Source organism: Oceanimonas smirnovii ATCC BAA-899 (assembly GCF_000381965.1).
GTDB classification, from domain to species: domain Bacteria; phylum Pseudomonadota; class Gammaproteobacteria; order Enterobacterales; family Aeromonadaceae; genus Oceanimonas; species Oceanimonas smirnovii.
The window spans coordinates 41,809-68,019 of sequence record NZ_KB908470.1 but is presented as its reverse complement, the minus strand read 5'-3'; the positions used below and the strand labels follow the sequence as shown (position 1 = coordinate 68,019).

General features: G+C 57.6%; 29 protein-coding genes. 15 read left to right on the top strand and 14 right to left on the bottom strand.

All coding sequences use genetic code 11. The annotated features are described in order from the left end of the window. Positions 1-113: 113 nt before the first annotated feature. From G364_RS0114915 to ribH, 4 genes are read right to left on the bottom strand one after another with little or no spacing between them, the layout of a single operon-like run. Positions 114-596: a phosphatidylglycerophosphatase A gene (locus G364_RS0114915; protein WP_019935942.1), complete on the bottom strand. Its 483-nt coding sequence runs from the start codon at positions 594-596 to the stop codon at positions 114-116. Further along, on the bottom strand, positions 593-1,561 hold the full coding sequence (gene thiL / locus G364_RS0114910) for a thiamine-phosphate kinase (RefSeq protein ID WP_019935941.1): 969 nt from the start codon (positions 1,559-1,561) through the stop codon (positions 593-595). Before thiL ends, G364_RS0114915 begins: the two co-directional genes overlap by 4 nt. A gap of 47 nt (positions 1,562-1,608) precedes the next feature. Continuing rightward, positions 1,609-2,019, bottom strand: coding sequence for a transcription antitermination factor NusB (gene nusB, locus G364_RS0114905; protein WP_019935940.1), 411 nt, complete (start codon positions 2,017-2,019; stop codon positions 1,609-1,611). Positions 2,020-2,032: 13 nt separating this feature from the next. Continuing rightward, on the bottom strand, positions 2,033-2,500 hold the full coding sequence (gene ribH, locus G364_RS0114900) for a 6,7-dimethyl-8-ribityllumazine synthase (RefSeq protein WP_014291642.1): 468 nt from the start codon (positions 2,498-2,500) through the stop codon (positions 2,033-2,035). A 191-nt stretch (positions 2,501-2,691) separates the two neighbouring features. Between ribH and G364_RS0114895 the strand changes: the two genes are divergently transcribed. Further along, positions 2,692-3,582 carry a DMT family transporter gene (locus tag G364_RS0114895; protein ID WP_019935939.1) on the top strand — a complete coding sequence of 297 codons (891 nt, stop codon included), beginning with the start codon at positions 2,692-2,694 and terminating at the stop codon, positions 3,580-3,582. A gap of 194 nt (positions 3,583-3,776) precedes the next feature. On the opposite strand, the gene G364_RS0114890 is transcribed toward G364_RS0114895, so the two are convergent. The 10 genes from G364_RS0114890 to glyA all read right to left on the bottom strand — a co-directional run bounded on the left by G364_RS0114890 (position 3,777) and on the right by glyA (position 12,767). Beyond that, positions 3,777-4,121 carry a HopJ type III effector protein gene (locus G364_RS0114890; protein ID WP_019935938.1) on the bottom strand — a complete coding sequence of 115 codons (345 nt, stop codon included), beginning with the start codon at positions 4,119-4,121 and terminating at the stop codon, positions 3,777-3,779. A gap of 19 nt (positions 4,122-4,140) precedes the next feature. Next, complete coding sequence (gene siaD, locus G364_RS0114885) at positions 4,141-4,935, bottom strand: biofilm regulation diguanylate cyclase SiaD (RefSeq protein WP_019935937.1); 795 nt, start codon at positions 4,933-4,935, stop codon at positions 4,141-4,143. Then, positions 4,928-5,305, bottom strand: coding sequence for a biofilm regulation phosphoprotein SiaC (gene siaC / locus G364_RS0114880; protein WP_019935936.1), 378 nt, complete (start codon positions 5,303-5,305; stop codon positions 4,928-4,930). The genes siaD and siaC overlap by 8 nt, the downstream gene beginning before the upstream one ends. A gap of 20 nt (positions 5,306-5,325) precedes the next feature. After that, on the bottom strand, positions 5,326-5,868 hold the full coding sequence (siaB, locus tag G364_RS0114875; protein WP_019935935.1) for a biofilm regulation protein kinase SiaB: 543 nt from the start codon (positions 5,866-5,868) through the stop codon (positions 5,326-5,328). 10 nt (positions 5,869-5,878) lie between these two features. Next, positions 5,879-7,876 (bottom strand): biofilm regulation protein phosphatase SiaA, encoded by a 1,998-nt coding sequence (gene siaA / locus G364_RS0114870; protein WP_019935934.1) that lies wholly within the window; start codon positions 7,874-7,876, stop codon positions 5,879-5,881. An 83-nt stretch (positions 7,877-7,959) separates the two neighbouring features. Beyond that, positions 7,960-9,069, bottom strand: coding sequence for a bifunctional 3,4-dihydroxy-2-butanone-4-phosphate synthase/GTP cyclohydrolase II (ribBA, locus tag G364_RS0114865; protein ID WP_019935933.1), 1,110 nt, complete (start codon positions 9,067-9,069; stop codon positions 7,960-7,962). Positions 9,070-9,091: 22 nt separating this feature from the next. Beyond that, positions 9,092-9,754, bottom strand: a complete 663-nt coding sequence (locus G364_RS0114860) for a riboflavin synthase (protein WP_019935932.1) — start codon at positions 9,752-9,754, stop codon at positions 9,092-9,094. Beyond that, positions 9,754-10,869: a bifunctional diaminohydroxyphosphoribosylaminopyrimidine deaminase/5-amino-6-(5-phosphoribosylamino)uracil reductase RibD gene (ribD, locus tag G364_RS0114855; RefSeq protein ID WP_019935931.1), complete on the bottom strand. Its 1,116-nt coding sequence runs from the start codon at positions 10,867-10,869 to the stop codon at positions 9,754-9,756. The genes G364_RS0114860 and ribD overlap by 1 nt, the downstream gene beginning before the upstream one ends. After that, positions 10,870-11,319 (bottom strand): transcriptional regulator NrdR, encoded by a 450-nt coding sequence (gene nrdR / locus G364_RS0114850; protein ID WP_019935930.1) that lies wholly within the window; start codon positions 11,317-11,319, stop codon positions 10,870-10,872. 194 nt (positions 11,320-11,513) lie between these two features. After that, on the bottom strand, positions 11,514-12,767 hold the full coding sequence (gene glyA / locus G364_RS0114845) for a serine hydroxymethyltransferase (RefSeq protein ID WP_019935929.1): 1,254 nt from the start codon (positions 12,765-12,767) through the stop codon (positions 11,514-11,516). A gap of 248 nt (positions 12,768-13,015) precedes the next feature. Between glyA and G364_RS0114840 the strand changes: the two genes are divergently transcribed. From G364_RS0114840 to prmA, 14 genes are all read left to right on the top strand, one after another. Beyond that, positions 13,016-13,621: a molecular chaperone TorD family protein gene (locus G364_RS0114840; RefSeq protein WP_019935928.1), complete on the top strand. Its 606-nt coding sequence runs from the start codon at positions 13,016-13,018 to the stop codon at positions 13,619-13,621. 2 nt (positions 13,622-13,623) lie between these two features. After that, positions 13,624-14,592: an amidoligase family protein gene (locus tag G364_RS0114835; RefSeq protein WP_019935927.1), complete on the top strand. Its 969-nt coding sequence runs from the start codon at positions 13,624-13,626 to the stop codon at positions 14,590-14,592. Beyond that, positions 14,580-15,269 (top strand): gamma-glutamyl-gamma-aminobutyrate hydrolase family protein, encoded by a 690-nt coding sequence (locus tag G364_RS0114830; protein ID WP_019935926.1) that lies wholly within the window; start codon positions 14,580-14,582, stop codon positions 15,267-15,269. The genes G364_RS0114835 and G364_RS0114830 overlap by 13 nt, the downstream gene beginning before the upstream one ends. Next, positions 15,262-15,693 (top strand): YqaA family protein, encoded by a 432-nt coding sequence (locus G364_RS0114825; protein WP_019935925.1) that lies wholly within the window; start codon positions 15,262-15,264, stop codon positions 15,691-15,693. Before G364_RS0114830 ends, G364_RS0114825 begins: the two co-directional genes overlap by 8 nt. Positions 15,694-15,759: 66 nt before the next feature. Further along, positions 15,760-17,550: a putative nucleotidyltransferase substrate binding domain-containing protein gene (locus G364_RS0114820; protein ID WP_019935924.1), complete on the top strand. Its 1,791-nt coding sequence runs from the start codon at positions 15,760-15,762 to the stop codon at positions 17,548-17,550. Next, positions 17,550-18,167, top strand: a complete 618-nt coding sequence (locus tag G364_RS0114815; RefSeq protein ID WP_019935923.1) for a 3'-5' exonuclease — start codon at positions 17,550-17,552, stop codon at positions 18,165-18,167. The genes G364_RS0114820 and G364_RS0114815 overlap by 1 nt, the downstream gene beginning before the upstream one ends. A 172-nt stretch (positions 18,168-18,339) precedes the next feature. Further along, a complete protein-coding gene (gene acs / locus G364_RS0114810) occupies positions 18,340-20,289 on the top strand; it encodes an acetate--CoA ligase (RefSeq protein ID WP_019935922.1) in 1,950 nt (649 codons plus the stop codon). A gap of 324 nt (positions 20,290-20,613) precedes the next feature. Continuing rightward, positions 20,614-21,063 (top strand): type II 3-dehydroquinate dehydratase, encoded by a 450-nt coding sequence (aroQ, locus tag G364_RS0114805; protein ID WP_019935920.1) that lies wholly within the window; start codon positions 20,614-20,616, stop codon positions 21,061-21,063. Positions 21,064-21,099: 36 nt separating this feature from the next. Next, complete coding sequence (accB, locus tag G364_RS0114800; protein WP_019935919.1) at positions 21,100-21,555, top strand: acetyl-CoA carboxylase biotin carboxyl carrier protein; 456 nt, start codon at positions 21,100-21,102, stop codon at positions 21,553-21,555. A gap of 9 nt (positions 21,556-21,564) precedes the next feature. After that, the gene (gene accC / locus G364_RS0114795; RefSeq protein WP_019935918.1) at positions 21,565-22,905 is read left to right on the top strand and encodes an acetyl-CoA carboxylase biotin carboxylase subunit; all 1,341 of its coding nucleotides are present in this window, start codon (positions 21,565-21,567) and stop codon (positions 22,903-22,905) included. 90 nt (positions 22,906-22,995) lie between these two features. Continuing rightward, the gene (locus G364_RS0114790; RefSeq protein ID WP_019935917.1) at positions 22,996-23,361 is read left to right on the top strand and encodes a RidA family protein; all 366 of its coding nucleotides are present in this window, start codon (positions 22,996-22,998) and stop codon (positions 23,359-23,361) included. Positions 23,362-23,534: 173 nt separating this feature from the next. Next, a complete protein-coding gene (locus tag G364_RS0114785) occupies positions 23,535-23,771 on the top strand; it encodes a DUF997 family protein (RefSeq protein WP_019935916.1) in 237 nt (78 codons plus the stop codon). Next, positions 23,768-25,219, top strand: a complete 1,452-nt coding sequence (panF, locus tag G364_RS0114780) for a sodium/pantothenate symporter (RefSeq protein WP_019935915.1) — start codon at positions 23,768-23,770, stop codon at positions 25,217-25,219. Before G364_RS0114785 ends, panF begins: the two co-directional genes overlap by 4 nt. Before the next feature lie 51 nt (positions 25,220-25,270). Beyond that, positions 25,271-26,146, top strand: a complete 876-nt coding sequence (gene prmA / locus G364_RS0114775; RefSeq protein WP_019935914.1) for a 50S ribosomal protein L11 methyltransferase — start codon at positions 25,271-25,273, stop codon at positions 26,144-26,146. Positions 26,147-26,211 lie beyond the last annotated feature (65 nt).

The following is a 26,211-nucleotide window of genomic DNA, read 5'->3' as shown; positions in this document are numbered from 1 at the left end:
ACGCGAAGATAAATAAGGAGGGCGAGAAAGAAAACGGAGGAAAACACAGCCGTAAGCGATCAGGGGGTTGGGACGAGTCCCAACATTTCAACTTATCGCTGACGGCTGACGGCTTACAGCTGCAGTAAAGCCAGGCCTTGCAGGCAGACCAGGGCGAACAGGCCGGCGATCACATCGTCCAGCATAATGCCAAAGCCGCCGTGCACGCGGCGGTCGAACCAGCTGATGGGCCAGGGTTTGACCATGTCAAAGAAGCGGAACAGCACAAAGCCGATGGCAATCCACTGCCAGCCGGCGGGGGCCGCCAGCATGGTAATGCCAAAGCCGATAAATTCATCCCACACAATGGCACCGTGATCATGGCGGCCAATGGCGCTGGTGGCGGCATTGCAGATTTTAATGCCGGCCACAAAGCCGATGATCAGTAAAGCCACATACAGCCACAGCGGCAACGCTGTCATCAGCAAATAGAACGGAACGGCCGCCAGTGTGCCCATGGTGCCGGGCATAATGGGACTTAACCCCGCTCCAAAGCCCAGGGCCAGCAGGTGCAGCGGGTTGGACAGCTTCAGTGCGGCAAGCTCGGGCTTTCTCATTCGCCGCTCCGGAAATGATCCCAGCTTCTGGCTGCCAGCTGGTAAGGCTTGCCGTCTGCGGTCAGCTCTACGCCGGCTTCACCCGCCACCATGCGGCCAATGCGGGTAAATTTCACGCCACAGTGCGCCAGAGCAGTTTCCAGCTGGCCCCGGTGCAATTCCGGCACAGTAAAGCACAGCTCATAATCATCGCCGCCGGTCAGTGCCAGCTGCCAGGCTTGTTCCTGCTTAACGGTGTCGGTCATGGCCTTGCTCAGGGGCAACAGCTCCAGCTCAAGCTGAGCCCGCACATGTGAGGCATGGGCAATATGAGCCAGGTCGCCCAGCAAACCATCAGATAAATCCAGCGCGCTGGAGGCAATGTCGCGCAATGCCTGCCCGGCCAGAATACGCGGGTGCGGATGCTCAAACTTGGTGCGCACAAAGGCCTGATGGGGCTCAGCCACCGTCACATTACCCAGCTGCTGCTGCAGGCCGAGAGCCGCGTCCCCAAGCGTGCCGGTCACATAAATACCATCGCCGGCCTTGGCTCCGTCCCGGCGCAGCGCCTTGCCCTGAGGCAAGGAACCATGCACGGTCACGGTAATAGACAGCGGTCCTTTGGTCATATCACCGCCCACCAGGGCCACATTGTAATATTCCGCCAGCTCAAAAAAGCCTTCGCAAAAGCCCTTCAGCCAGGCCTCGTTGACTTCAGGCAGAGTCAGTGCCAGCGACACCCAGCAGGGATCTGCCCCCATGGCCGCCAAGTCCGACAGGTTCACCGCCAGGGCTCTGTGGCCCAGGGCCACCGGATCCATATCGGCAAAAAAGTGCACATTGGCCACCAGGGTATCGGTGCTGACTGCCAGCGTGGTATTGGGCGGCAACTGCAGCAGAGCGCAGTCATCCCCCGGGCCCATGATCACATCCTTGCGACCGCAGTGCCCGGTAAAATATTGTTTTATTATTTCAAACTCATTCATAGAAAATGAAAAGCCAGCGTCAGCTGGCTTTTTCCCGGTGCATCTTGTTATTTTTTCAACTGCTTGACGACCTTGTCGAGCACGCCATTAACGAACTTGTGACTGTCTTCGGCGGCAAACGCCTTGGCCAGTTCAATGGCTTCGTTAATCACGACCCGATATGGCACGTCGTCACGCCGGGTCAGCTCGTAGCAGGCCAACCTCAGCACCGCCTTGTCTACCACATCAAGCTCAGCCAGCGGGCGCGACAGGTAAGGTGAAAATACGCTGTCCAGTTCAGTGGTGTGCACAGACACACCAAACAGCAGATCACGGAAATAATCCATGTCTACACCCTTGGTTTCTTGTTCCAGGGCAAACTGTTCGGCAATGTTGGCCACATTGTCTTTATTCATCTGCCACTGATAAATGGCCTGGGTAGCGAGTCGGCGGGCCTTGCGGCGTTCAGACGGTTTCAATGCAGTACTCCTCTCAGTCCAGCTGTTGCAGGACGTTAATCATTTCCAGCGCGCTCAGGGCCGCTTCCGCGCCCTTGTTACCCGCCTTGGTGCCGGCGCGCTCGATGGCTTGTTCAATGTTTTCGGTAGTCAGCACGCCAAACGCAACCGGGATTTCATAATCCATCATCACGCTGCTCATGGTCTTGCTGTTTTCGTTGGCTACCAGATCAAAGTGATAGGTGCCGCCGCGGATCACGCAGCCCAAGGCCACAATGGCGTCGTATTTGCCGGTTTTTGCCAGCTTTTTACACGCCAGGGCAATTTCTACCGCACCCGGTACCCGTACCAGAGTGATGTTGTCATCCTTAACCTGGCCCTGACGCTTGAGCACATCCAGAGCACCGGCCACCAGGCTGTCATTGATAAAGCTGTTGAAGCGGGCCACCACTATGGCCACTTTGGCCTCGGGTGCGGCCATCAGCCCTTCGATTACCTTCATGGGAATCCTTGTTTGCAGAAAAGTGCGCACATTCTAGCACAATCGGCGATTGACAAAAGCCTTCAACACGCTCCTCCGCCGCAGTCGCAATAAAACAGCATGGTGTGCAAGGCACGGTAAATCACTTACATTAGTAACTTTTACGCCAGCCGGCCGGCTGGACGAATTCATGGTTATATAACGAGGTGTTTATGCTGGCGGAACGGCGCGGCGATTTACTGATTTTAACCGCCACCCTGCTGGCCTCGGCGGGCTGGTTATTCTCCAAGGAAGCCATCACCGCCCTGCCCCCGGCTGGTTTTGTGGGCTGGCGCTTTCTGCTGGCTGCCGTGATCCTGCTCCCTTTTTGCCATCGCGCATTGCGGGCCACCTCGCCGGCCAACCTGCTGAAAAGTGCGGCCATTGGCCTGGTGATGACCCTGAACCTGATCTTCTGGATTCAGGCGGTGATGCACAGCGAGGGCATTGGTGAAGGGGCCTTTATTATGAGCCTGGCCATGCTGATAGTGCCGCCCCTGGCCTGGCTGATATTTCGTGAACGCCCTGCCCGTCAGTTCTGGGTTGCTCTGCCCATTGCCATTTCCGGCTTGTTTTTGCTCACTTCGGGCAATGGCTTGTCGCTGTCACTGGGGCAGCTGCTGTTTTTACTGGCCTCCATGTCACTGGCGCTCTACTTTTGTCTGAACAGCCGTTTTGCCCGCCGGGTAGATCCCATGGCGCTCACCTGTGTGCAGCTGGCAGTGACCGGTGTGATGCACCTGTTTTACTCGGCCGCGTTCGAGCAGTGGCCAGAGCAGGTTCCCGGCCATATCTGGGGCTGGTTTGCTGCCAGCGTTCTGCTGGCCACTTCGCTGCGCTTTTTCTGCCAGAGTGCGGGGCAAAAGTTCAGCAACGTGGCCAATGCCGCGCTGATTATGATGCTGGAGCCGGTATGGACGGTATTGATCAGTGTGTTCTGGTATCACGAGCCCATGCCGCTGCAAAAAGTGCTGGGCTGCCTGCTGATTTTATTGGCCCTGCTCAGCTTTCGCAGCCGGGCCCTGTATGAATGGTATCGAAACCGAAAGGCGTATAAAGCCTGAATCTGCCAGACTCGGTGCGAAGCAGCAGCGCGGTTGCACTCCGCCGACACGCTTCGAGCCCTTCCATGGGGCGCTCGAAAATGCCATCCATGGCATTTAATGGTCGGCTACGGCAATCCCCGCTGCTGCTTCGTGTGACAATGGCGTTGCCTGCTTCCCGCTTCTGGCTTTCAGCTTCCAGCGCCCTGAAGAGGTTATTTCGCGCTCAGCGCATCGCCCTGAAACTCTATGCCCAGCCAGCCGGTTTTCATAAAGTTACGAATATTCTGGTGGTCGTCGCCGTGGGGGTTGCCCAGCACGTCGTCGCGATAAAAAGCTCCAAAACAGGCCAGCGTTTCCTGCTCGTCAAAACCCTGCAGGCGGGCAAAGGCAAACAGTTTGCAGGAGCCGTTGTTCTGGCCGGCATCGTTGTGCTGTTCGCCATTGGTAAAGGCCACCGGATGAAACTCGTACAGATCGTCGATAAGCGCTATTACCTCGGCAAACTCAATGGTCTCCGGCGCATCGGCCAGTTTGCTCTGCAGTTGCTGAATGTTCATGTTATTCCTTACTGTGGGATCAATCCTGATGGGGTGGTTCAGATATAACCAGCCGGTCGCGGCCGGCCTGTTTGGCGGCAATCAGGCCGTTATCGGCACGGCGAATGGTATTATCCAGCGCCTCGGAAGGGCAATATTCCGCAATCCCTGCGCTGATGGTCAGACGCAGATCGGGTAATTTTTCAAACCGCAGCGCTTTTACCGCTGTCATTATACGTTGCAGCAGCACTTCTGCCTGTGACAGCCCGGTATGGGGCAGCAACAGCATAAATTCTTCCCCGCCCCAGCGGGCACACAAGTCCTGCGAACGCAGCTCGGCGCAAATGGTATCAGCCAGCTGGCACAGCACAATATCACCCGTGTCGTGACCGTGGTTATCATTAATGCGCTTGAACAGATCAACGTCGATCATGGCCAGAGTAAACGCCGGCTGCCCCCGGCCACAACGGGCCTGCTCGTCATGCAGACGCTCCATCAGCTGACGCCGGTTGGCCAGGCCGGTAAGCGGGTCTTTTAACGCCGCGTAACGCAGCTGCTCGTTCAGCTCAATCAGATTGCGCTGATAGCGATCAGAAATACGGGTGATTTTATCCAGCCGTTTAAGCTGGCGCTCATACTGCTGCAGCAGATCCTGATTACGGGTGACGGCCACACCATAGCTGCTGTCGGCAATGCGCAGCAGCCGCTCCAGCTTTCTGGCCTGCTCACGGTTTTGTTCCGCCAGCGCGGCCACCACCGGCAGCAAAGGGTTGTGCTGATGCTCCGGATCGGCCAGCAGCCGCTCAAGCTCTTCTGCTGAAGGCAGTTCAGCCATGAGGCAGCACCTCAAAGGGGAAAGTACAGTCTTCCTTGAATTCTTCGGCCAGCTCTTCAACCCGCTCATTATCGGGATCAAAAAACCATTGCACACTTACCTCACGCTGCTTGTCAAAAGCAGCTTCCAGCATGTCGAAGATGTCCATCATGGCCTTGACGCTGCTGGTGTTCATATAGGCCAGATGCAATTGCAGCTGCAGCGCCTGCTCGCTGTCTCTCAGATATTGCTCAATCCAGTTGATCACATCCTGAAAAAACTCAAAAGAGTTTTCAGGGTAAGAATCGCCCCGCATCACAACAATACCCCGGGCCGGATCACAGCTAATGTCCGGCGTTGCATCTGTGCCGGTGATTGTCAGTGTGTTCATCGCCAGTTCCGTTTGCATAGTTATACCACCGCCAAAATACTTAAAAAGCCACGCTGCTCGCTTATTCTAACCAGCCTTGCCGTCATTGGTGCTGCTGATTTACGGGCGACGTCAAGCAGGCCAAGGCCGGCACCACTCACGCCGTCTGAATCACGGGGAGCACGCAGCTGAGTTTTATAGGCAGCTTTAAGGCCTTGCTTGTCCATGGTGGCCAGCTCATCAATCCGCTGACAAATACGCTCGCCGTCGGCCAGCTCCACCAGGTTGCCCGCCATCACATTGTAATGACCGGCCTCATCCCGGGCCACCACAACGGTGGCGGATCCTTCCTGCTCGTTGTAGTTCAGCCGGCTGGCGTAATGGCGAATATTCTGAGTCAGTTCAATATAGACACCAAACACATCCATGGCGGCACCGGGCTGGGCGTTATCAGCCTGCAGATAATTACGCAGGGCCTTGCCAATTTCCTCAATCAAACTGCGGGAAATGGGGCCGTTAAAACACAACAGTATATGATTTTGATTAAACTGCTCGCGAATCGACAGCAGATCTATGCCATTCATCGGCAACTCCTTATTGGTTAGCATCCATACGGAATGCCAGCAGGGTAATATCATCCCGCTGAGCATGACTGCCCCGGTATTCATCCAGTGCCTGTTTCAGCATCTCGGCCTGCTCGCTCAGCGGCAGCTGCGCATGAGTACGCAGCAATTCATGAAAGCGGCTGCTGCCAAGCCCAAAGCCCTTTACACCACCGGCCTGATCCAGGTAGCCGTCTGTAGCCAGGTAATACACCTCATCGCGATGCACCGGCAATGTCAGATCTTCAAACGTGCCCGGCCGCCGATCCAGCAGGCAACGGCGCAGGCCCTTGTGCTCCGCCACTTCGTCACCGTTACTGATATAAAGTGACATCTTGGCTCCGCTGAACACCAGCTGGCCTGCCACCGGATCCACATATACCAGGCCGGCATCCATGGTGGTGGCCAGCCCCCGTGGCAGCTCTGTGTCTTGCAGCATGCCCCTCAGGGTATGGTCTGCCAGCTGTAAAATGGCCGCCGGGGATTCAATACCGTGCTCACGCACCGCATGATCCAGCGCGGCCCGCCCCAGCATGGTCATCAGCGCGCCTGCCACGCCATGGCCGGCACAGTCCACCACACCCACCAGAAAGCGGCCCTGCTCACCGGGCTGAAACAAGTAAAAATCACCGCCCACCACGTCCCGCGGATGCCACAGCACAAAATGATCTTCTCCCAGGGTGCGGGTCAGCTGGCGGTCGGGCAAAATGGCTTTTTGGATCAGGCTGGCGTAGTCGATGGAATCATTAATCAGCTGATGAGCCTGGCGCATCTGCCGGTTGGCTTTTTCCAGCTCTTCAGTGCGGCTTTGTACTTTTTGCTCCAGCTCTTCGGTATGGCTGCGCACCTTATTGGCCATCACGCCAAAGGCACGGCTGAGATCGCCAATTTCGTCACTGGAAGGGGCCGGCAGCGACACCTCATAACTACCGCTGGCAATGGCACTGGCCGAGCCCTGCAGCCGGCGCAGCGGCGTCAGCACTACCCTGTCTACGCCATAAGCCAGGCCCAGCAGTAAAATAGCCAGGATCAATACCAGCCCCAGCAGGGCAGCATTAAACAGGCCCGGCTGAATGATCTGCGCCAGCCCCAGATCCATGGCTGTGGCGAGATACCAGTCAAGCTCGGGAATATAACTGACAGCCAGCAGCTGCCGCTTGCCATCCAGCATGATCCAGTCCATTGCCACACTATCGGGAGCACGCCTGGCGCTGGCAAGCAATGCGGCCAGCTTGTCGCTGTCCGGTGCTGAATCCAGCATATCAAATAGCGTTATTCCTCCGCCGCTGACGCCGGCCGCCGAGCCAAAGGAAATCAGCCCGGTGTCGGCATGAGCCTGAAAACGCCCGGCATCGTCCAGGATCATGGGCACCACCCCTTTCTCCTCAACGGCAATAAAGTCGTTAATAAAGTTCGTCAGTTCCAGGCCGGTGCCTGCCATGCCAATGGCGCGGCCATCCTGCTCTACACGCATGTTAATCCAGACCCGGGTTACTCCCAGCGTTTTATCATGGTTAACATTAATGCTTAACGGTGAGGGCGCGGTCAGCAAATTAAAAAACCACTGATCAGCGTTGTTATCGGGTTGCAGACGATATTTGGGCAAGGCACCGAACGGCACCTTGGGAGCACGGTAGTAATAATTCAGCGAGTCGGCACTGACCAGAAACCAGGATCCGCTGCTGAATTCATTCGCGAAGCCTTCGGCTTCACGAATAAACAGGGTCTGATTATTCCCGCTGGCAAGCCATTCACGGGTCAGTACCGAGTTGGCAAAACGCTGTGCCAGCGCCAGCTCACGGGTGAGTGGCACCAGCACCTTCTGGCGGTTAAGCCGGGTAAAGTTTTCTGCATAGGCACGGCCAAAGTGCTCCTGAATGCCACTGAGCAGCTGCCAGCCAATCCCGATTGCCGGAATAAAGGCCAGCATACACACCAGCAGTAAAGCAAAAATCGATTTTGCCCGAAGTCCTTTTCCCCAGATGGCCATAATTGCCTGCTTTGATATTTGAGCGCGTCAGAGTCCAGTATTGTTGACCTTTTTTCACACAAACTCAAATACAAAGGGGCAGCTTACTCGGTGACGTATTCCACCACTTCCAGACCAAAACCCGACAGCGCATGATAACGCTTGGGTGAACTGAGCAGACGCATCTTGCCCACGCCCATGGCGCGCAAAATCTGCGAGCCCACGCCCACACGGCGGGACGTGCCCTGGCGCTTGGCTCCTTCCGGACGCTCTCCCTTGTCGGCGGCCTCAAACATGCGTACCACAGACAGCAGATGATCCGGGGTTTCTTCCTTGCCCAGAATCACCAGCACACCGCCTTCTTCGGCAATGCGCGCCATGGACTTGTCCAGCGGCCAGGTGCGGGACGCATGGCGGTCGGTCATCAGCACATCGGTGAGCATATCGTGAATGTGTACCCGCACCAGTGCCGGCTGGTCGGCCTTAATCTCGCCCTTGCGCAGGGCAAAGTGCACCTGATTGTCGATGGTATCGCGGAAAGTGACCAGCTCGAACTCACCGTGCTCGGTGGGCAGTTTGCAGCGGGCTACCTGCTCAATGGTGGTTTCGTTCTGGTTGCGGTACTCGATCAGATCGGCAATGGTGCCCAGCTTGATGCCATGCTGCTCGGCAAACTTTTCCAGATCCGGGCGGCGGGCCATGGTGCCGTCTTCGTTCAGAATTTCCACAATCACCGCTGCCGGCTCCACGCCGGCCAGACGGGCCAGGTCGCAGCCCGCTTCGGTATGACCGGCACGGGTCAGCACGCCGCCATTCTGCGCCTTGAGCGGAAAAATATGGCCGGGCTGCACCAGATCGGCGGGTTTGGCATTCTGGGCCACGGCGGCCTGCACAGTGCGGGCACGGTCGGCAGCAGAAATCCCGGTAGTCACCCCTTCGGCAGCTTCAATGGAAACAGTAAAGGCGGTGGAAAACTGCTCGGTATTGCGGCTCACCATCTGGGGAATGTCGAGCTGACGACAACGGGCTTCGGTCAGGGTCAGACAGATCAGGCCACGACCATATTTGGCCATAAAATTGATGTCTTCCGGACGCACATGCTCGGCGGCCATGATCAGATCGCCTTCATTTTCTCTGTCTTCGTCATCCATCAGAATGACCATTTTGCCCTGACGAATGTCGTCGATGATTTCCTGGGTACTGCTTAAGGCCATGATGTTCCCCTTGGTTAATTCGCTAAACCGCTGACTTTACAAATCCGCTGGCGGCCAGGGTCGCCAGCGTCAGCCCGCCGGACGCTGGCGGCGCATCGGCACTCAGCAGGCGCTCCAGATAGCGGGCAATCAAATCTACTTCCAGGTTAACACTGCGGCCAACCTGCCAGTCATTCAGCGTGGTGTTGTTTAATGTATGGGGTACCAGCGTCAATTTAAAGGCCGAGCCTGATACCGCATTTACTGTGAGGCTGATGCCATCTACCGTGATGGAGCCTTTTTCGGCAATATAGCGGGCCAGCGCCTCGGGTGCGTCAACCCACAGCTCAATGGCAAATCCGACCCTGGCTTTTTTGGTGATCCGTCCCACGCCATCCACATGACCTGACACCAGATGGCCGCCCAGGCGGGTGGTGGGCAACAGGGCTTTTTCCAGATTGACCGCCTGCCCCGTCTGGTAATCGGCAAAGCCGGTGCGGGCAATGGTTTCTGCCGACACATCAGCGCAATAATAATCTTTGCCAAGCTCGGTCACGGTGAGGCACACGCCGTTGGTGGCAATGGAATCACCCAGTGCCACATCAGATAAATCCAGCGCCGGACAATGAATGCGGATCACCGAGGAGGCACTCTTTCGCTCAATGGCGGCCAGGGTGCCGGTGGCTTCAACAATACCGGTAAACATCAGTCGGTTACTCTTGCAGTCAGTTTAAGATCGTCACCCACAAAGCGGCTGTCCTGCCATGCCAGCCGTGGCGGCTGACTCATGGCGGTAAATTCCGGCAGCGCCAGCAGGCCCCGGGCCGGGTTGCCCATCAGCATGGGGGCCTGATACAAAATCAGCTCATTCACCAGTCCGGCCGCAAACAGCGCGCCCCCAAGCGTGGCACCCGCCTCTACCCACAGATGGTTCAGCTGCCGCCGGCCCAGCTCGTCCAGCAGCAACGTCAGATCCAGCTTGCCATGATCGCTTAACGGCAGCAGGCATTCTTCTACTTGCTCGCTAAAACCACCGGTGACCTTGCTCCGCAGCAGCAAGATGGGGCCGGGCTGAGCAAACAGGCGCAGGCCGGCATGCAAGCGGTTTTGCGTATCAATAATGATGCGCAGCGGCTGGCGCAGCTCAGCTTCGGGGTAGTGTTGCTGCAGTGAGCCGGGCAGCTCCTGCCAGCGCACATTCAGCGCGGCATTGTCCATTAATACGGTATCGGCACCGGAAAGAATGGCGCAGCTTTGCGCCCGGTGGCGCTGCACATCGCGCCGGGCAGCGGGGCCGGTGATCCATTTGCTTTCACCATTGGCCAGTGCGGTGCGGCCATCCAGGCTGGCAGCCAGCTTTAAGGTGACAAAGGGCCGGCGTGTGCGCATGCGGTGCAAAAAGCCTACATTCACCGCTTCCGCTTCCTGGGTCATCAGGCCGGCTTCGGCTGCTATGCCCGCCTCGCGCAGCATGGCCAGGCCCCTGCCCGCCACCTGGGGGTTGGGATCCACCATGGCGGCCACCACCCGGGCCACACCGGCGTCAATCAGGCCCTGAGCACAGGGTGGCGTGCGGCCATAATGAGAGCAGGGCTCCAGGGTCACATAAGCAGTGGCACCGCGGGCAGCGCCACCGGCGGCCCGCAGGGCAAACACTTCCGCATGGGGGCCGCCGGCGCGCTGATGAAAGCCTTCGCCGACAATGTGGCCGTCTTTCACGATCACGCAGCCCACCGCCGGATTGGGGCTGGTGGTATAGCGGCCACGACGGGCCAGCTCAAGCGCTCTGGCCATCCAGTGCGCATCTTGGGGTGTGAACACTTATTGCTCCAGGCGGGCTATTTCTTCGCCAAACTGACGCAGATCCTCAAAACAACGATACACGGATGCAAAACGAATGTAAGCCACCTTGTCGAGCTGTTTAAGCTCGTCCATCACCAGGTTGCCCACCAGCTCCGATTTTACTTCTCGCTCACCGGTAGCCCGCAGCCGCGACTTGATGCGACTCACCGACTGCTCTATAGCCTCGGTGCTCACCGGACGCTTTTCCAGCGCCCGCTGCATGCCGGCTTCCAGCTTGTCTTCGTTAAAGGGTTCGCGAATGCCGCTGCTTTTAATAATGCGCGGCATTACCAGCTCGGCGGTTTCAAAGGTGGTGAAACGCTCCCTGCAGGCATTGCACTCCCGCCGCCGGCGCACCTGCAAGCCATCGCCCACCAGACGGGAGTCGATGACCTTGGTTTCAGTTGCGTTACAAAAGGGGCAGTGCATAAAGCCTCCGCAGGGCCTGTTAATCGGCTGTTAGTGTAAAGAAGCGGGCTGTGGAATGAAAGCGGGGAGTTTTTTTAAAAACGGGAATGGGGAGCAGGGAATTGTGAAGCGGGAATGGGGAATAGTGGGGGGAGTTGCTACTCCCTATTCACTATTCCCTACTCCCTGGGTTTAGTCCCTAATCCCGGTGCGTGTTACGCGTAAACCGGGTGGCGACGGCAGATGTCCAGCACCTGCTCTTTTACGCTGGCGATGGTGGCGTCGTCGTTGATGTTGCTCAGCACATCGCAGATCCAGCCGGCCAGCTGGCGCACGTCGGCTTCTTTAAAGCCACGGCGGGTAACGGCAGGAGTACCGATACGAATGCCGGAGGTCACAAACGGAGAACGCGGATCATTGGGCACGGCGTTCTTGTTTACGGTAATAAAGGCGCGTCCCAGAGCGGCATCGGCTTCCTTACCGGTGATGTCCTTGTCGATCAGATCCAGCAGGAACAGGTGGTTGTGAGTGCCGCCGGATACCACCTTGAAACCACGCTTCTGGAACTCGTCGGCCATGGCCTGGGCGTTTTTCACTACCTGCGCCTGATATTCCTTGAACTCGGGCTCCAGCGCTTCTTTAAAGGCCACGGCCTTGGCAGCAATCACATGCATCAGGGGGCCGCCCTGACCACCGGGGAAAACAGCAGAGTTCAGTTTCTTTTCCAGCTCTTCGTTGTTGGCGGCAGACAGAATAATACCGCCACGAGGACCAGCCAGGGTCTTGTGGGTGGTAGAGGTCACCACATGAGCATGAGGCAGCGGGCTGGGGTAAACACCGGCGGCAATCAGACCGGCTACGTGAGCCATGTCGACCATAAACCAGGCACCCACTTTGTCGGCAATTTCGCGCATGCGGGCCCAGTCTACAATGCCGGAGAAGGCAGAGAAGCCGCCGATGATCATCTTCGGCTTGTGCTCAACCGCCAGGCGCTCCATTTCTTCATAATCGATCACGCCCTGCTCGTTAATGCCGTAGGGAATGATGTTATACAGCTTGCCGGAAAAGTTGGCGGGAGAGCCGTGAGTCAGGTGACCACCGTGAGCCAGGTTCATGCCCATCACGGTATCGCCGGGCTTGACCAGCGCCAGAAAAACAGCGGAGTTGGCCTGAGAGCCGGAGTGCGGCTGAACGTTAGCCCAGGTGGCGCCAAACAGCTCTTTGACACGCGCTATGGCCAGCTCTTCTACCTGATCCACGTATTCACAGCCACCGTAGAAACGCTTGGCCGGATAGCCTTCGGCGTATTTGTTGGTCAGCTGAGAACCCTGCGCCTGCATCACCCGCGGGCTGGTGTAGTTCTCGGAAGCAATCAGCTCAATGTGCTCTTCCTGACGCACGGTTTCATCACTGATGGCTTGCCACAGCTGGGGATCATAATCGGCGATATTCATCTCACGCTTTAACATCCGTCTCTCCTGACTCATGGGGGGATTGTCACTGAAAGCCAAATTGTACCCCCAAGCGACAATCCGGCCTAGCCCTGAAGCCCGGCTTCAACGTTTTTTTTACCATTTATGTTGAAAACTTCACATAAAGTTTAACTCAACTTTAACAAATCAAGTGTTTTACCGGGTATGACGTTGACCGGTAAACCCGATAGAATATTGTTTCGATTTACCGCCCGTCAGGGCCGCATCACGAGTAAAAGGGGATTATGCAAGCGTTCAGAGTTACTTCCCAGCGCCGGGCAGAGCTGTATCACTGGTTTACCGCCCTGTTTGCCGCCCCCCTCAGCAAAGACGACCTCAATGACTTTGGTGGCTACGACATGCACCGCTTTCTTGACAGTCTTGCCACCCTAGATCCGCTCACCGAAGCCACAGAAGCCTTTCGCCAGCAGGCTGAGCAGGCACAACACGACGCGCTGGCCGGCCGTTATCAGGCGCTTACGGCCAGCCCGTCCTTGCTCGACACTCAGCACCTGAGTGAAGCATCACAAGATAACCTGCTGTTAATGAGCATGCTGCTTAAACAACACGGCACCGGCCTTGCCGATGATGATCCGCTGCATGTGTGTAACCAGCTGGAAATGATGGGTACCCTGGCCATGACCGCTGCCGAAGCCGGCGACGAGAAGGGCCGCCTGGCGCTGCTGGATCAGCAAAGAGAGCTGGCCAATACCCTGCTGATTGACTGGCTGCCTGCGTTTGTTACCCGTTGCAGCGAGCGTGACCATAACGGCTTTTATGCTGCCGCGGCTGCCCTGCTGCAGGCGGTGTTTATCATGGATCTGCACTATCTCAACAACGTAGCGGAGTAACGATGCCACTTGCCATGCCCCCGCAACTGACGACTACTCAGGGTGAAGAGCGCCGGCTGGGCGTGGAGCTGGAGCTCAGCGGTATTACGCTGGAGCAGCTGGCTTTTGTGGTGGCCGACACCCTTAAGGGCCAGGCTCAGCCGGTATCAGACTATGAAACCGATATTCTGACCGAAGACGGCTGCTTTCGGGCCGAACTCGACTTTGACTATCTTAAACAGCTGGCCCGGGAGCAAAAACAGCATCCGCCCGGCGAGCTGGAACAGGCCGCCACCGACTTGCTGGGCAGCCTGGCCTTGCAGCTGGTACCGCTGGAGCTGGTTTGCCCGCCGCTGCCCCTGTCACGGCTGAATGAGCTCAACCGGTTGTTTGGCCGGCTCAGAGAGCTGGGTGCCCAGGGCACCCGCCACGCCCTGCATTATGCTTTTGGCCTGCATCTTAACCCCGAGCTGCCCGACACCGGCATTCACACTATTTTGCGCTATTTCCGTGCCTATCTGTGCCTGCACGACTGGCTTGACGCCCACGAAGATATCGTGGCTGCCCGCAAAATATCGCCCTATATTCGCGCCTTTCCCAAAGACTATGTCAAACAAGTGATAAGCCCTGCTTATCAGCCTGACATGACACAATTTATTGAGGATTATCTGGCCTGGAACCCTACCCGCAACCGGGCCATGGATCTGCTGCCGTTGCTGGCCTGGCACAATGAACAGAAAGTACAGGCCGTGGTACAGGACAGCAAGGTCAACAAGCGCCCTACCCTGCACTACCGGCTGCCTAATTCCGATATCGACAACCCGCTCTGGTCGTTACAGCACGCCTGGGACGGCTGGCTGCAGGTGGAATGGCTGGCCCATGACGAACACCGTCTTGAGCAGGTATGCCTGGCTTATCAGGCCCATCTTAATCAGCTCACACCCGACTTTATCGATCCCTGGGGTATCAAGGTGCGCCCATGGCTGCGCTGATTGGCGTCACCGGCCCCAACAGCCGCCTGCCCCTGGCCTGGTGGGCCACGCGGCTGTCGCTGCGGCTGGCCGGTGGTCAGGGACTGCGGCTGACCCCCGCCAATATGCATAAACACAAGCGTGATCAACTGCAGGGGCTGATTATTGGCGGCGGTGACGACATCGATGCCGCCCTCTACGGGGCCGACACCGGACGGGCACCGGCAGATCCGGAGCGGGACGCCTTTGAAATTGAACTGATTGAACATGCGCTCAATACCAGACTGCCGTTGCTCGGTATTTGCCGGGGCGCGCAATTAATTAACGTGGTGCTGGGCGGCTCATTGCATGCCGATATTCGGCCGCAGCGCCTGCACACCTCCAACCGGCGCACACCGCTGCCGCGCAAAACCGCCATTGGCTGTGGCGACGGCCGGCTCAGCCGGGTGATGCAGCAGCCACAGTGGCGCATAAACAGCCTGCATCATCAGGCAGTAGACCGAGTGGGCACCGGGCTTGCCGTCGTCGCCAGAGATCTTGACGGCTTTGTGCAGGCCATTGAAACCACCTCCAGCCATTATTTGCTGGGAGTGCAGTGGCATCCGGAATATCTGCCTTATCTGGCCGGCCAGCGCCGGCTGTTTCACAATCTGGTTCGTGCCGCCGAAAAAAGCCGGCCCGAAGCCCTCTATGATTGATTATTTACTGGTATTTGGCAGCAGTCTGCTGGCGGCCACCATAGCGCCTTTTTATTCGGAAGTGGTGCTGGCCGCCGTGCTCACCCGCCAGCCCGATGCGGCTCTGCTGCTATGGCTGCTGGCCAGTGTGGGCAACACGCTTGGTTCCATGATCAACTGGTGGCTGGGTAAATATCTGCTGCACTACCGGCACAAACGCTGGTTTCCGGTCAGTGATAAACAACTGGATCGGGCCCAGCGCTGGTTTCAGCGCTTTGGGGTCTGGTCACTGCTGCTGGCCTGGGCACCGGTGGGCGGCGACGCGCTTACCTTTATTGCCGGCATTATGCGGGTGCGGCTGGCCCTGTTTACCCTGCTGGTGTTTATTGGCAAGGCGTTGCGCTATGCCGTTGTGCTCTGGTTTGCCGACACCCTGCTGCTATAGACCAAAGTTGGCTGGTAAAGCCATCTGCGGCTGCAATACTCAATGGATTGCGGCACGGAGGCCAATATGCAGGACAAGTTTAACTTTGAGCAACCCCCTTTTAATACTCTGACCCCGGACGAGCGCCAGGATCTGCTTGATCAGACAGATATTGCCTATTTTGGCAGAGGTGAAACCATTCTTGAGCCGGGCCAGCTAATCGACAGCCTGCATATTATCCTTAAAGGCGTGGTGGAAGAGCGCCACAAAGATCGTAATGAAGTACTGGCGCAATACACCACGGACGATTTGTTTGATATTCGTGGCCAGTTCGACGGCGAATGCCGCCACGACTATGTGGCGCTGGAAGAAACCCTGTGTTTTGTGCTGCCTACCCAGGCCTTTCTTAACCTGATGACGGAAAACTCCGACTTTGCCGCCTGGTTTCAGCACGATCTCAAAGGCCGCCAGCAAACCGCCGAGCCCCGTAAAAATCTGTCGGAATTTATTTTAACCCGCATCGACAACAGCAATATTCAGCCGGCCATGGTCATTGACGGTCAGACCTCGATTTTTCAGGCCACTCAGCTGTTAAAAACCCATCACCTCGAATCGCTGATTGTGGCCCATGACGGCAGCTTTGGCATGCTCACCGGCACCGATCTGCTTTATGGGGCCGTGCTTAATGAGCTGCCCCCCGGCGAGCTGGTGCATGTGCTGGCCAGCTTTAACCTGGTATCGGTGCAAAAGGGCGATTTTTTGTTTAACGCCCTGATGCTGATGGTGCAGAAAAAAATTGAGCGGGTGGCAGTAAAAGAAGGCGAGCAACTGGCAGGTATTCTGGAAATGACTCAGCTGCTCAGCCAGTTTTCCACCCACTCTCATGTGCTGGGGCTGCGCATATTGCGGGCTGATAACATAGACGAGCTGGCCGAGGCGGCTGCCACCCTTGGCATGCTGGTGGAAAACCTGCATAACAATGGCGTGCGTCTGCCCTTTATCATGAAGCTGCTGGCCAGCCTGAACAGCCAGCTGATGCGCAAGGCCTTTGAGTTTGCCTTTGCTCCCGAGCTGCACGACCGGCTGGCACTCATGGTGCTGGGCAGTGAAGGCAGGAGCGAGCAGGTACTGAAAACCGATCAGGACAATGCCCTTATTCTGGATAATGATCTCTCAGCGGCCGAAGTACTGCCCCAGGCCGAACAATTCAGCCGCTATCTGGAGCGGCTGGGTTATCCGCCCTGCCCCGGCCGGGTCATGGTCAATAATCCCGACTGGGTAAGACCGCTTGACGACTGGCAGCAGTGCCTGGACCGCTGGGTGAACCGCAACACCCCGGAAAGCCATATGCAGCTGGCCATAGTGGCAGATCCGCACTTTATAGCCGGCCGCGAGTCTTTGGTGCGGCAGTTTCAGAAACACCTGCTGGCGGCGGTAAAAGGCCGGGAGCTGCTGCTGAGCGAATTTGCCGGCCAGGCGCTGCGCTTTCATACCCCGCTGACCTTTTTTGGTGATATCAAGCAATCCGACAAGGGGCTGGATATTAAACGCGGCGGCATTTTTCCGGTGGTGCAGGGCGTGCGCGCGCTGGCACTGGAGCAAAGCGTGACCGAGACCAACACCCTGGAACGCATTCGCCGGCTGACCAATCTGCATATTTTTGAGCCCGAGCAGGCCGATAACCTGAGTGCGGCACTGATCCTGTTCTGGCAGCTCAGGCTGGAGCAGCAGCTGGCCAGCGGCGGCGATGGCATGAACCAGCGGCTCAATCCTGCCACCCTGCCCCGCCACCAGCGGGATTTACTGCGTCACGCCCTGCATGTGGTAAAGAAGTTCAAACAAAAGCTGGAAGTACATTTTCAGATCAGGGGGCTGTAATGCTGCCGCTGAAGCGCTTGTGGCTGGCGCGCAAATTTGCCGGCAGCCCCTGGCATCATCTGTTTGAAGCTTATAAAGGGGAAGAGGTGATTGCTATCGACACCGAAACCACCGGGCTGGATCCGCGCCGTGCCGATGTGCTCACCATTGCCGCCGTGCCCATTCGTGGCCGGCGGGTGCTCACCAGTCAACGGCTGGAGCTGACGCTGCAGGCCAGCCCCAGACTCACCGGCGACAGCATTCGTATTCATGGCCTGCGCCATCAGGACCTGAGCGCCGGCCTGACTCAGAAAGAGGCCCTGGAGCGGCTGCTGGGCTTTATTCAGAACCGCCCCCTGCTGGGCTATCATGTGCGTTTTGATATTGCGCTGCTCAGCCGGCTCACCAAAGAACACCTTGGTTTTGAGCTGCCCAACCGGCACCTTGAACTGGCTCACATTTATCGCAGCCGGCAGCTGCGTAAAAATCCCGACATTGAGCCCCATCTGGGTTTTGAGCAAATGGCAACCCACCTCAGGGTGCCATTGCTGGCCCGCCACACTGCCTTTGGTGATGCATTAACCACCGCCCTGATGTATCTGGCACTGCAACCGGAACAATCTTTAAGCAATCGTTAAGAAATGTGAGCCTGATCGGTATCGAACGCGGCTTTCATACCCGTATACTCGACAGACTGAATCATGATGTTACGTGAGGCTGTGCCCGTATTGGCTAGCCGAAAGTCTAATTGAGCGTAACGGCCATCTGGGTCACCTTGTTAACCAATGGTTACAACCAAGGAGCGGAATAATGAGTGAAGTAAAGGTTCATCCGGTCACGCCCGAGTTTGCGAAGACCGCACTGCTGGATAACGACGGCTATCTGGCCATGTATCAGCAGTCCATTGAAAACCCCGACGAATTCTGGGGTACACAGGGCAAGCTTGTTGACTGGATTAAACCCTACACCAAGGTCAAGAACACCTCCTACGACCCGGGTCACATCAGCATTAAATGGTTTGAAGACGGCACCCTGAACCTGTCTGCCAACTGTATTGACCGTCACCTGGCCACTAAGGCCGACGAGTTTGCCATCATCTGGGAAGGTGACAGCCCCGAAGACGACAAAAAAGTCACCTACCGTGAACTGCATGAGCAGGTATGCCGCTTTGCCAACGTACTCAAGGCGCAGGGCGTGCAAAAGGGCGACGTGGTCAGCATCTACATGCCCATGGTGGTTGAAGCTGCCGTGGCCATGCTGGCCTGTACCCGCATTGGTGCCGTGCACTCTGTGGTGTTTGGCGGCTTCTCTCCCGATGCCGTGGCCAGCCGTATTATTGACTCCAAAGCCAAGGTGGTGATTACCGCTGACGAAGGTCTGCGTGGTGGCCGTAAAGTGGCCCTCAAGGCCAACGTGGATGAAGCCCTCACCAACCCGAACGTCACTTCTGTAAAGAGTGTGATCGTATATCAGCGCACCGGCGGCGACATTGCCTGGCATGATCATCGTGATATCTGGTGGCACGAAGCCACTGCCCAGGCCAGCGCCGACTGTGAGCCGGTAGAAATGAACGCCGAAGATCCGCTGTTCATTCTCTACACCTCCGGCTCTACCGGTACCCCCAAGGGCGTACTGCACACCACCGGCGGTTATCTGGTGTATGCCACCATGACCTTCAAGTACATCTTTGACTATCACCCGGGTGATGTGTACTGGTGTACTGCCGATGTAGGCTGGATCACCGGTCACAGCTACCTGATCTACGGCCCGCTGTCTAACGGTGCCACCACACTGCTGTTTGAAGGGGTGCCCAACTATCCCAAGACCAACCGCATGGCGCAGGTAGTGGACAAGCACCAGGTTAACATTCTGTATACCGCCCCCACCGCCATTCGTGCCTTTATGGCCAAGGGCAACGAAGCCGTGGAAGGCACCAGCCGTGCCAGCCTGCGCGTGCTCGGCTCAGTGGGTGAGCCCATTAACCCGGAAGCATGGGAATGGTATTACCGTGTGATCGGCGAAGAGCGCTGCCCCATTGTAGATACCTGGTGGCAAACCGAGACCGGCGGCATTCTGATCACGCCGCTGCCCGGCGCTACCGATCTCAAGCCCGGCTCTGCTACCCGTCCTTTCTTCGGGGTTCAGCCGGCCCTGGTAGACGGCGAAGGCAACCAGCTGCAAGGTGCCACCGACGGCAACCTGGTTATTCTGGACTCCTGGCCAGGTCAGATGCGCACCATTTATGGTGACCATGACCGCTTTGAGCAGACCTATTTCTCTACCTTCCCCGGCACTTACTTCAGTGGTGACGGTGCCCGTCGTGACGAAGATGGTTACTACTGGATCACCGGCCGGGTGGATGACGTACTCAACGTGTCCGGCCACCGCATGGGCACCGCTGAGATTGAGTCAGCACTGGTGGCCCATCCCAAAATTGCCGAAGCCGCTGTGGTGGGTGTGCCTCACGACATCAAAGGCCAGGGCATTTACGCCTATGTCACGCTCAACGCCGGTGAAGTACCGTCTGCCGAGCTGCACAAGGAAGTAAAAGACTGGGTGCGTAAAGAGATTGGTCCTATTGCCACGCCCGATGTGATCCACTGGGCTGAAGGTCTGCCCAAGACCCGCTCCGGCAAAATCATGCGCCGCATTCTGCGCAAGATCGCCACCGGCGAGACCGACTCTCTGGGTGATACCTCCACTCTGGCCGATCCGGGTGTGGTGGATCGCCTGATTGAAGAGCGCAGCAAGGTCGCATAAGGCCAGACTGCCCGTTGCAAAAACGCCGCTTTATGCGGCGTTTTTTTATAGGCAGCCTTGAGCGGCTGTCGCAAATTGTCGCAGCAACAACAGTTTGCAGAGCTTGCTGTCGCTTTCAATGCCCGTCAGCGGCAGCCCGCCATGATCATCATCAAAAAAACTTAGGTCATTAGACCAGTAAATTGCTGCCAATTTTCGTGAAATCACTATAATTGAGCGCACCGAGCCCAAATGCATAATTTTATTTGCCTGAAACCGGCAAAAAGCGTTAGGCTCATCTCAAATCAAGGTGAACACCGCAAGATTGACGAGGATTGCTGCACAATGGCCGACAAATACCGAATTCTGCTGCTCAACGGGCCAAACCTTAACCTGCTGGGCCGGCGCGAACCGGGCATTTACGGCAATAACAGTCTGAACGATATTGTTGCCCGCCTCACCGAGCAGGCTGCGGCGCACAATATTGAGCTCAGCCATGTGCAGTCCAATGCGGAACACCTGCTGCTCGATGCCATTCACCAGGCCGACGGCCAGCAGGATTTTATCATTATCAATCCTGCTGCCTTTACCCACACCAGCGTGGCTATTCGCGATGCACTGCTGGGAGTCAATATTCCCTTCATTGAAGTGCACCTGTCGAATGTGCATGCCCGGGAGCCTTTCCGCCATCACTCCTACCTGGCAGACAAGGCAGTGGGTGTAATTTGCGGCCTGGGTGCCGATGGTTACGAATTTGCCCTAGAGGCGGCGGCCCGCTATCTGGCTCGTCGCTGATTGATAACAGCATCAACAAAACTAAAGAGAACGCCCATGGATATTCGTAAAATCAAAAAACTGATCGAACTGGTAGAAGAGTCCGGCATTGCCGAGCTGGAAATTGCCGAAGGTGAAGAGTCCGTTCGCATCAGCCGTTACGGTAACCCCGCCCCGATGATGCAGGCTCCGCAGCAGTTTCAGGCTGCTCCTGCCCCGGCTGCTGCTCCTGCCGCCCCGGCTGCACCTGCTGCCGAAGCCCCGGCTGCCGAGCTGAGCGGTCATGTGATGCGTTCTCCCATGGTAGGCACCTTCTACCGCGCCTCCAGCCCGGGTGCCAAAAACTTCGTTGAAGTAGGCCAGACCGTCAATGTGGGCGACACCCTGTGCATTGTTGAAGCCATGAAGATGATGAACCAGATCGAGGCCGACAAGGCCGGCGTGGTGAAGGCCATTCTGGTCGACAACGCCCAGCCCGTTGAATTCGACGAGCCGCTGTTCATCATCGAATAAGGAATTCCCATGCTTGATAAAGTAGTCATCGCCAACCGCGGTGAAATCGCCCTTCGCATTCTGCGCGCCTGTAAGGAGCTCGGAATCAAGACGGTGGCGGTTCACTCAACCGCCGACCGCGACCTCAAGCACGTGCTGCTGGCCGACGAGTCCATCTGTATTGGTGGCAATCAGGCCACTCAGTCTTATTTGAACGTGCCGTCCATTATTGCCGCTGCCGAAGTGACCGACGCCGTGGCCATTCACCCTGGGTACGGCTTTCTGGCAGAAAATGCCGAATTTGCCGATCAGGTAGAAAAATCCGGCTTTATCTTCATTGGCCCCCGCGGCGATACCATTCGCCTGATGGGTGACAAGGTGTCTGCCATTGAAGCCATGAAAAAAGCCGGCGTGCCCTGTGTGCCCGGCTCCGATGGCCCCATTGGCGGCGATGCCAAGCGTAACGCCACCATTGCCAAGCGCATTGGCTATCCGGTGATCATCAAGGCCGCCGGTGGCGGTGGTGGTCGCGGCATGCGTGTGGTGCGCTCCGAGTCTGAGCTGGAAAGCTCCATTGCCATGACCAAGGCCGAGGCCGGTGCTGCCTTTGGCAACGACATGGTGTATATGGAGAAATTCCTGGAAAACCCGCGCCATATCGAAATTCAGATTTTGGCCGACGGCCAGGGCAACGCCATTCATCTGGCCGAGCGCGACTGCTCCATGCAGCGCCGCCACCAGAAGGTAGTGGAAGAAGCGCCGGCGCCGGGCATTACTGCTGAAATGCGCAAGTTCATTGGCGAGCGCTGCTGCAAGGCCTGTGTCGACATCGGCTACCGCGGTGCCGGTACCTTTGAGTTCCTCTATGAAAACGGCGAGTTCTATTTCATTGAAATGAACACCCGTATTCAGGTGGAGCACCCGGTGACCGAGATGATCACCGGTGTGGATCTGATTAAAGAACAGCTGCGTGTGGCCGCCGGTCTGCCCCTGTCCATCACCCAGGAGCAGGTGATGGTGCGTGGCCATGCCATTGAGTGCCGCATTAACGCCGAAGACCCGCGCACCTTTATTCCCAGCCCGGGCGAAATTACCCGCTTCCACTCGCCGGGTGGCCTGGGTGTGCGCTGGGACTCTCACGTGTATGCCGGCTACCGGGTACCGCCCTATTATGACTCCATGATCGGCAAGCTGATCTGCTACGGCGAAAACCGCGATATCGCCATTGCCCGCATGAATCACGCCCTGAACGAGCTGGTTATTGACGGCATTAAAACCAATATTCCGCTGCACAAGGAAATTATGAGTGATGAGAACTTCCGCAATGGCGGAACCAACATCCACTACCTTGAGAAAAAGCTGGGCCTGTAAGGCTTGTGCGGAATGATAAAACGGCACCCGAGGGTGCCGTTTTTGTCTAACCGTTACACCAGGCGCTCAGCCCACTGAGACAACTGCAATATGAAGATTCATCGTATCAACCCCTGCAAACGCTGGTCCGACATTACCATATTTAACGGCATCGCCCATTTTGTGGAAGTGCCCGAGTGCGATCTGTCTGCCGGCATTCAGGAGCAGACCCGGCAGGTGATGACACAGGCCGAAGCAGCGCTGGCCAAAATCGGCAGCGACACAGGCCGGCTGCTGTCTGTGACCATTTATCTTACCGACTTTGCCAACCTGCCCGCCTTTAACGAAGTCTGGGATGAATGGTTCCCGGAAAACACAGCGCCCAGCCGCGCCTGCGTTAAAGCCGAACTGGCCAACCCCGGCTATCTGGTGGAGATGGCCTTTGTCGCCGCCGCCGGCGAGGAATATCAGGGGTAATGTCATACCGGGCCTCGACCCGGTATCTTTGTTCGCCCCCCAACTGTTCACCGGTGCCCGGGTGTTGCGATTCGCTGCGCTCATCACAACATACGCCCTGATGTGACCCCCGTGTTTGTCCCTTTATTCCCTCGCTGGTATGCTTCGGTCCTTCCTGAAGGAGCCTTCAATTGATGAATTCCATTGTCTCTGTTGCCCGGCGCGAAGCCTTGCTCAGCGTGCTGCTGGCCTTGCTGTATCTGGCGCTTTGGGCCGCTTGTGCCTGGCTGGTGCCGCCGGCACTCACCCTGGCCGGCTGGCCGCTGTGGTTTTTGCTGAGCTGCCTGTTCAACCCGCTGCTGTTTATTGTGCTGTGTGCGCTCATGGTGCGCTGGTGTTTTAAAGCAGTAAACCTGGAAGCCTCCTCATGAATGCCGAACTCACCCTTCCGCTGCTCGTCTATCTGGCAGCCATGATCAGCCTGGGGCTCTGGCTGGGCCGTCGCCAGAGTGAAAACGGCTTTATGCAGGACTATTTTCTGGGCAGCCGCTCCATGGGCGGCTTTGTGCTGGCCATGACCATGGTGGCCACCTACGCCTCGGCCTCTTCCTTTATTGGCGGCCCGGGTGCTGCCTACCGCATGGGGCTGGGCTGGGTGCTGCTGGCCATGATACAGGTGCCCACGGTCTGGCTGACTCTGGGGGTGCTGGGCAAACAGTTCGCCCATATTGCGCGGCGGGTAAACGCACTCACCATTAACGACATGCTGCAGGCCCGCTACCAGAACTCGCTGGTGGTACTGCTGGCCGGCCTGGGGCTGCTGGCCGCCTTTGTGGCCACCATGGTGGTGCAGTTTATTGGCGGTGCCCGGCTGCTGGAAACCGTGACCGGATTGTCTTATCAGAGCGGGCTTATGCTGTTTGCCGGGGCCGTGCTGCTCTATACCCTGGTGGGCGGCTTTCGCGCTGTTGTGGTGACCGACGCGGTGCAGGGCGTGCTGATGCTGCTGGGCACTGTGGTGCTGCTGGCCGGCGTGCTGCAGGCCGGTGGCGGCGCAGCGGCCATGTTCACCAAGCTGGAAGCCATTGATCCCGGTCTGGTGCAGCCGCAGGGGCCCGACGGCTTTCTGAGCATGAGCTTTATGCTGTCGTTCTGGGTGCTGGTGTGCTTTGGGGTCATTGGTCTGCCCCACTCGGCGGTGCGCTGCCTGGCCTACAAAGACAGCACCGCCATGCACAGAGGCATTATTATCGGCACTGTGGTGGGTGCCCTGCTGATGTTTGGCATGCACTTTGCCGGTGCGCTTGGGCGCGTGCTGGTGCCCGAGCTGACGGTGCCCGACAAGGTGATGCCCACCCTGATGCTCACCGTGCTGCCGCCGCTGGTAGCCGGACTGTTTCTGGCCGGGCCCATGGCCGCCATTATGTCGACCATTGATTCTCAGCTGATCCAGGCCGCCGCCACTTTGGTAAAAGACCTTTATCTTAATCACCTGTGCAAAACCCAGCCGGCCCCCGCCACCATCAAGCGCGCCAGCAAGCTGGTGACGCTGGTGCTGGGGCTGATTGTGCTGTGGGCCGCCCTGAGTCCGCCGGAAATGATTATCTGGCTGAACCTGATGGCCTTTGGTGCCCTGCAGGCGATCTTTTTCTGGCCGCTGGTGCTGGGCCTGTACTGGTGGCGGGGTAACAGCACGGGCGCGCTGGCCTCCATGCTCACCGGTGCCATCAGCTATAGCCTGCTGCTGCACTTTGGCATCAAGCCGCTGGGGCTGCATGCCATAGTGCCGAGCCTGGCGCTCTCGGGCCTGGCCTATGTGGTGGGCTCTCTGCTGACGCCGCCCCCCTCTGCCGACGTGCGCGCCCTGTTTGGCCGCTGACACGGCGGCAATATGATAGAATATGCTCTTTAACCCCTAACGAAGACTGCCATGCCCTGGATACAAATTCGCATCAACGCCACCGAAAAAACCGCCGACAAGGTCAGCAATATGCTGTCTGGCCGTGGCGCTCAGGCGGTGACCTACATGGACGCCGAAGACAAGCCGGTGTTTGAGCCTCTGCCCGGTGAAACCCTGTTGTGGGACGACACCGTAGTGGTGGGACTGTTCGACGCCGAAACTGATCCGGCCCCCATCATCGACTTTCTGAAAAAGTTCTACCGCAAAGATCTGGTATATAAGGTAGAGCAGCTGGAAGACAAGGACTGGGTGCGCGAGTGGATGGACAGCTTTCATCCCATGCGCTTTGGCAACCGGCTGTGGATTTGCCCCAGCTGGCGCGATGTGCCCGAGCCCGATGCCGTCAACGTGATGCTGGATCCGGGCCTGGCCTTTGGCACCGGTACTCACCCCACCACGGCACTGTGTCTGGAATGGCTCGACGGCCAGGATCTCACCGGCAAAACCGTGATCGACTTTGGCTGCGGCTCAGGCATTCTTGGCCTTGCCGCGCTCAAGCTGGGTGCCAAGGAAGTGATTGGCATCGACATTGACCCTCAGGCGCTGCAGGCCAGCAAAGACAACGCTGAGCGCAACGGCGTGGCCGACCGCCTGAGCGTATATCTGCCCCAGGATCAGCCCGAAGGCCTCACCGCCGATGTGGTGGTGGCCAACATTCTGGCCGGCCCGCTGAAAGAACTCTCTCCGGTGATCAGCAGCCTGGTGCGCACAGGCGGCAAACTGGCGCTGTCCGGCATTCTGGAAACCCAGGCCGATGGTCTGAATCAGGTGTACGACCAGTGGTTTGATATGGCTGCGCCTGAGTTCCGGGAAGAATGGGCCCGCCTGAACGGCAGCAAGCGCTGACTAAAGGCTCCTTTCGGGGCCTTTTAAAGCCCCAAAGCCCTCTTGAAACTGCATAAAAAATACAC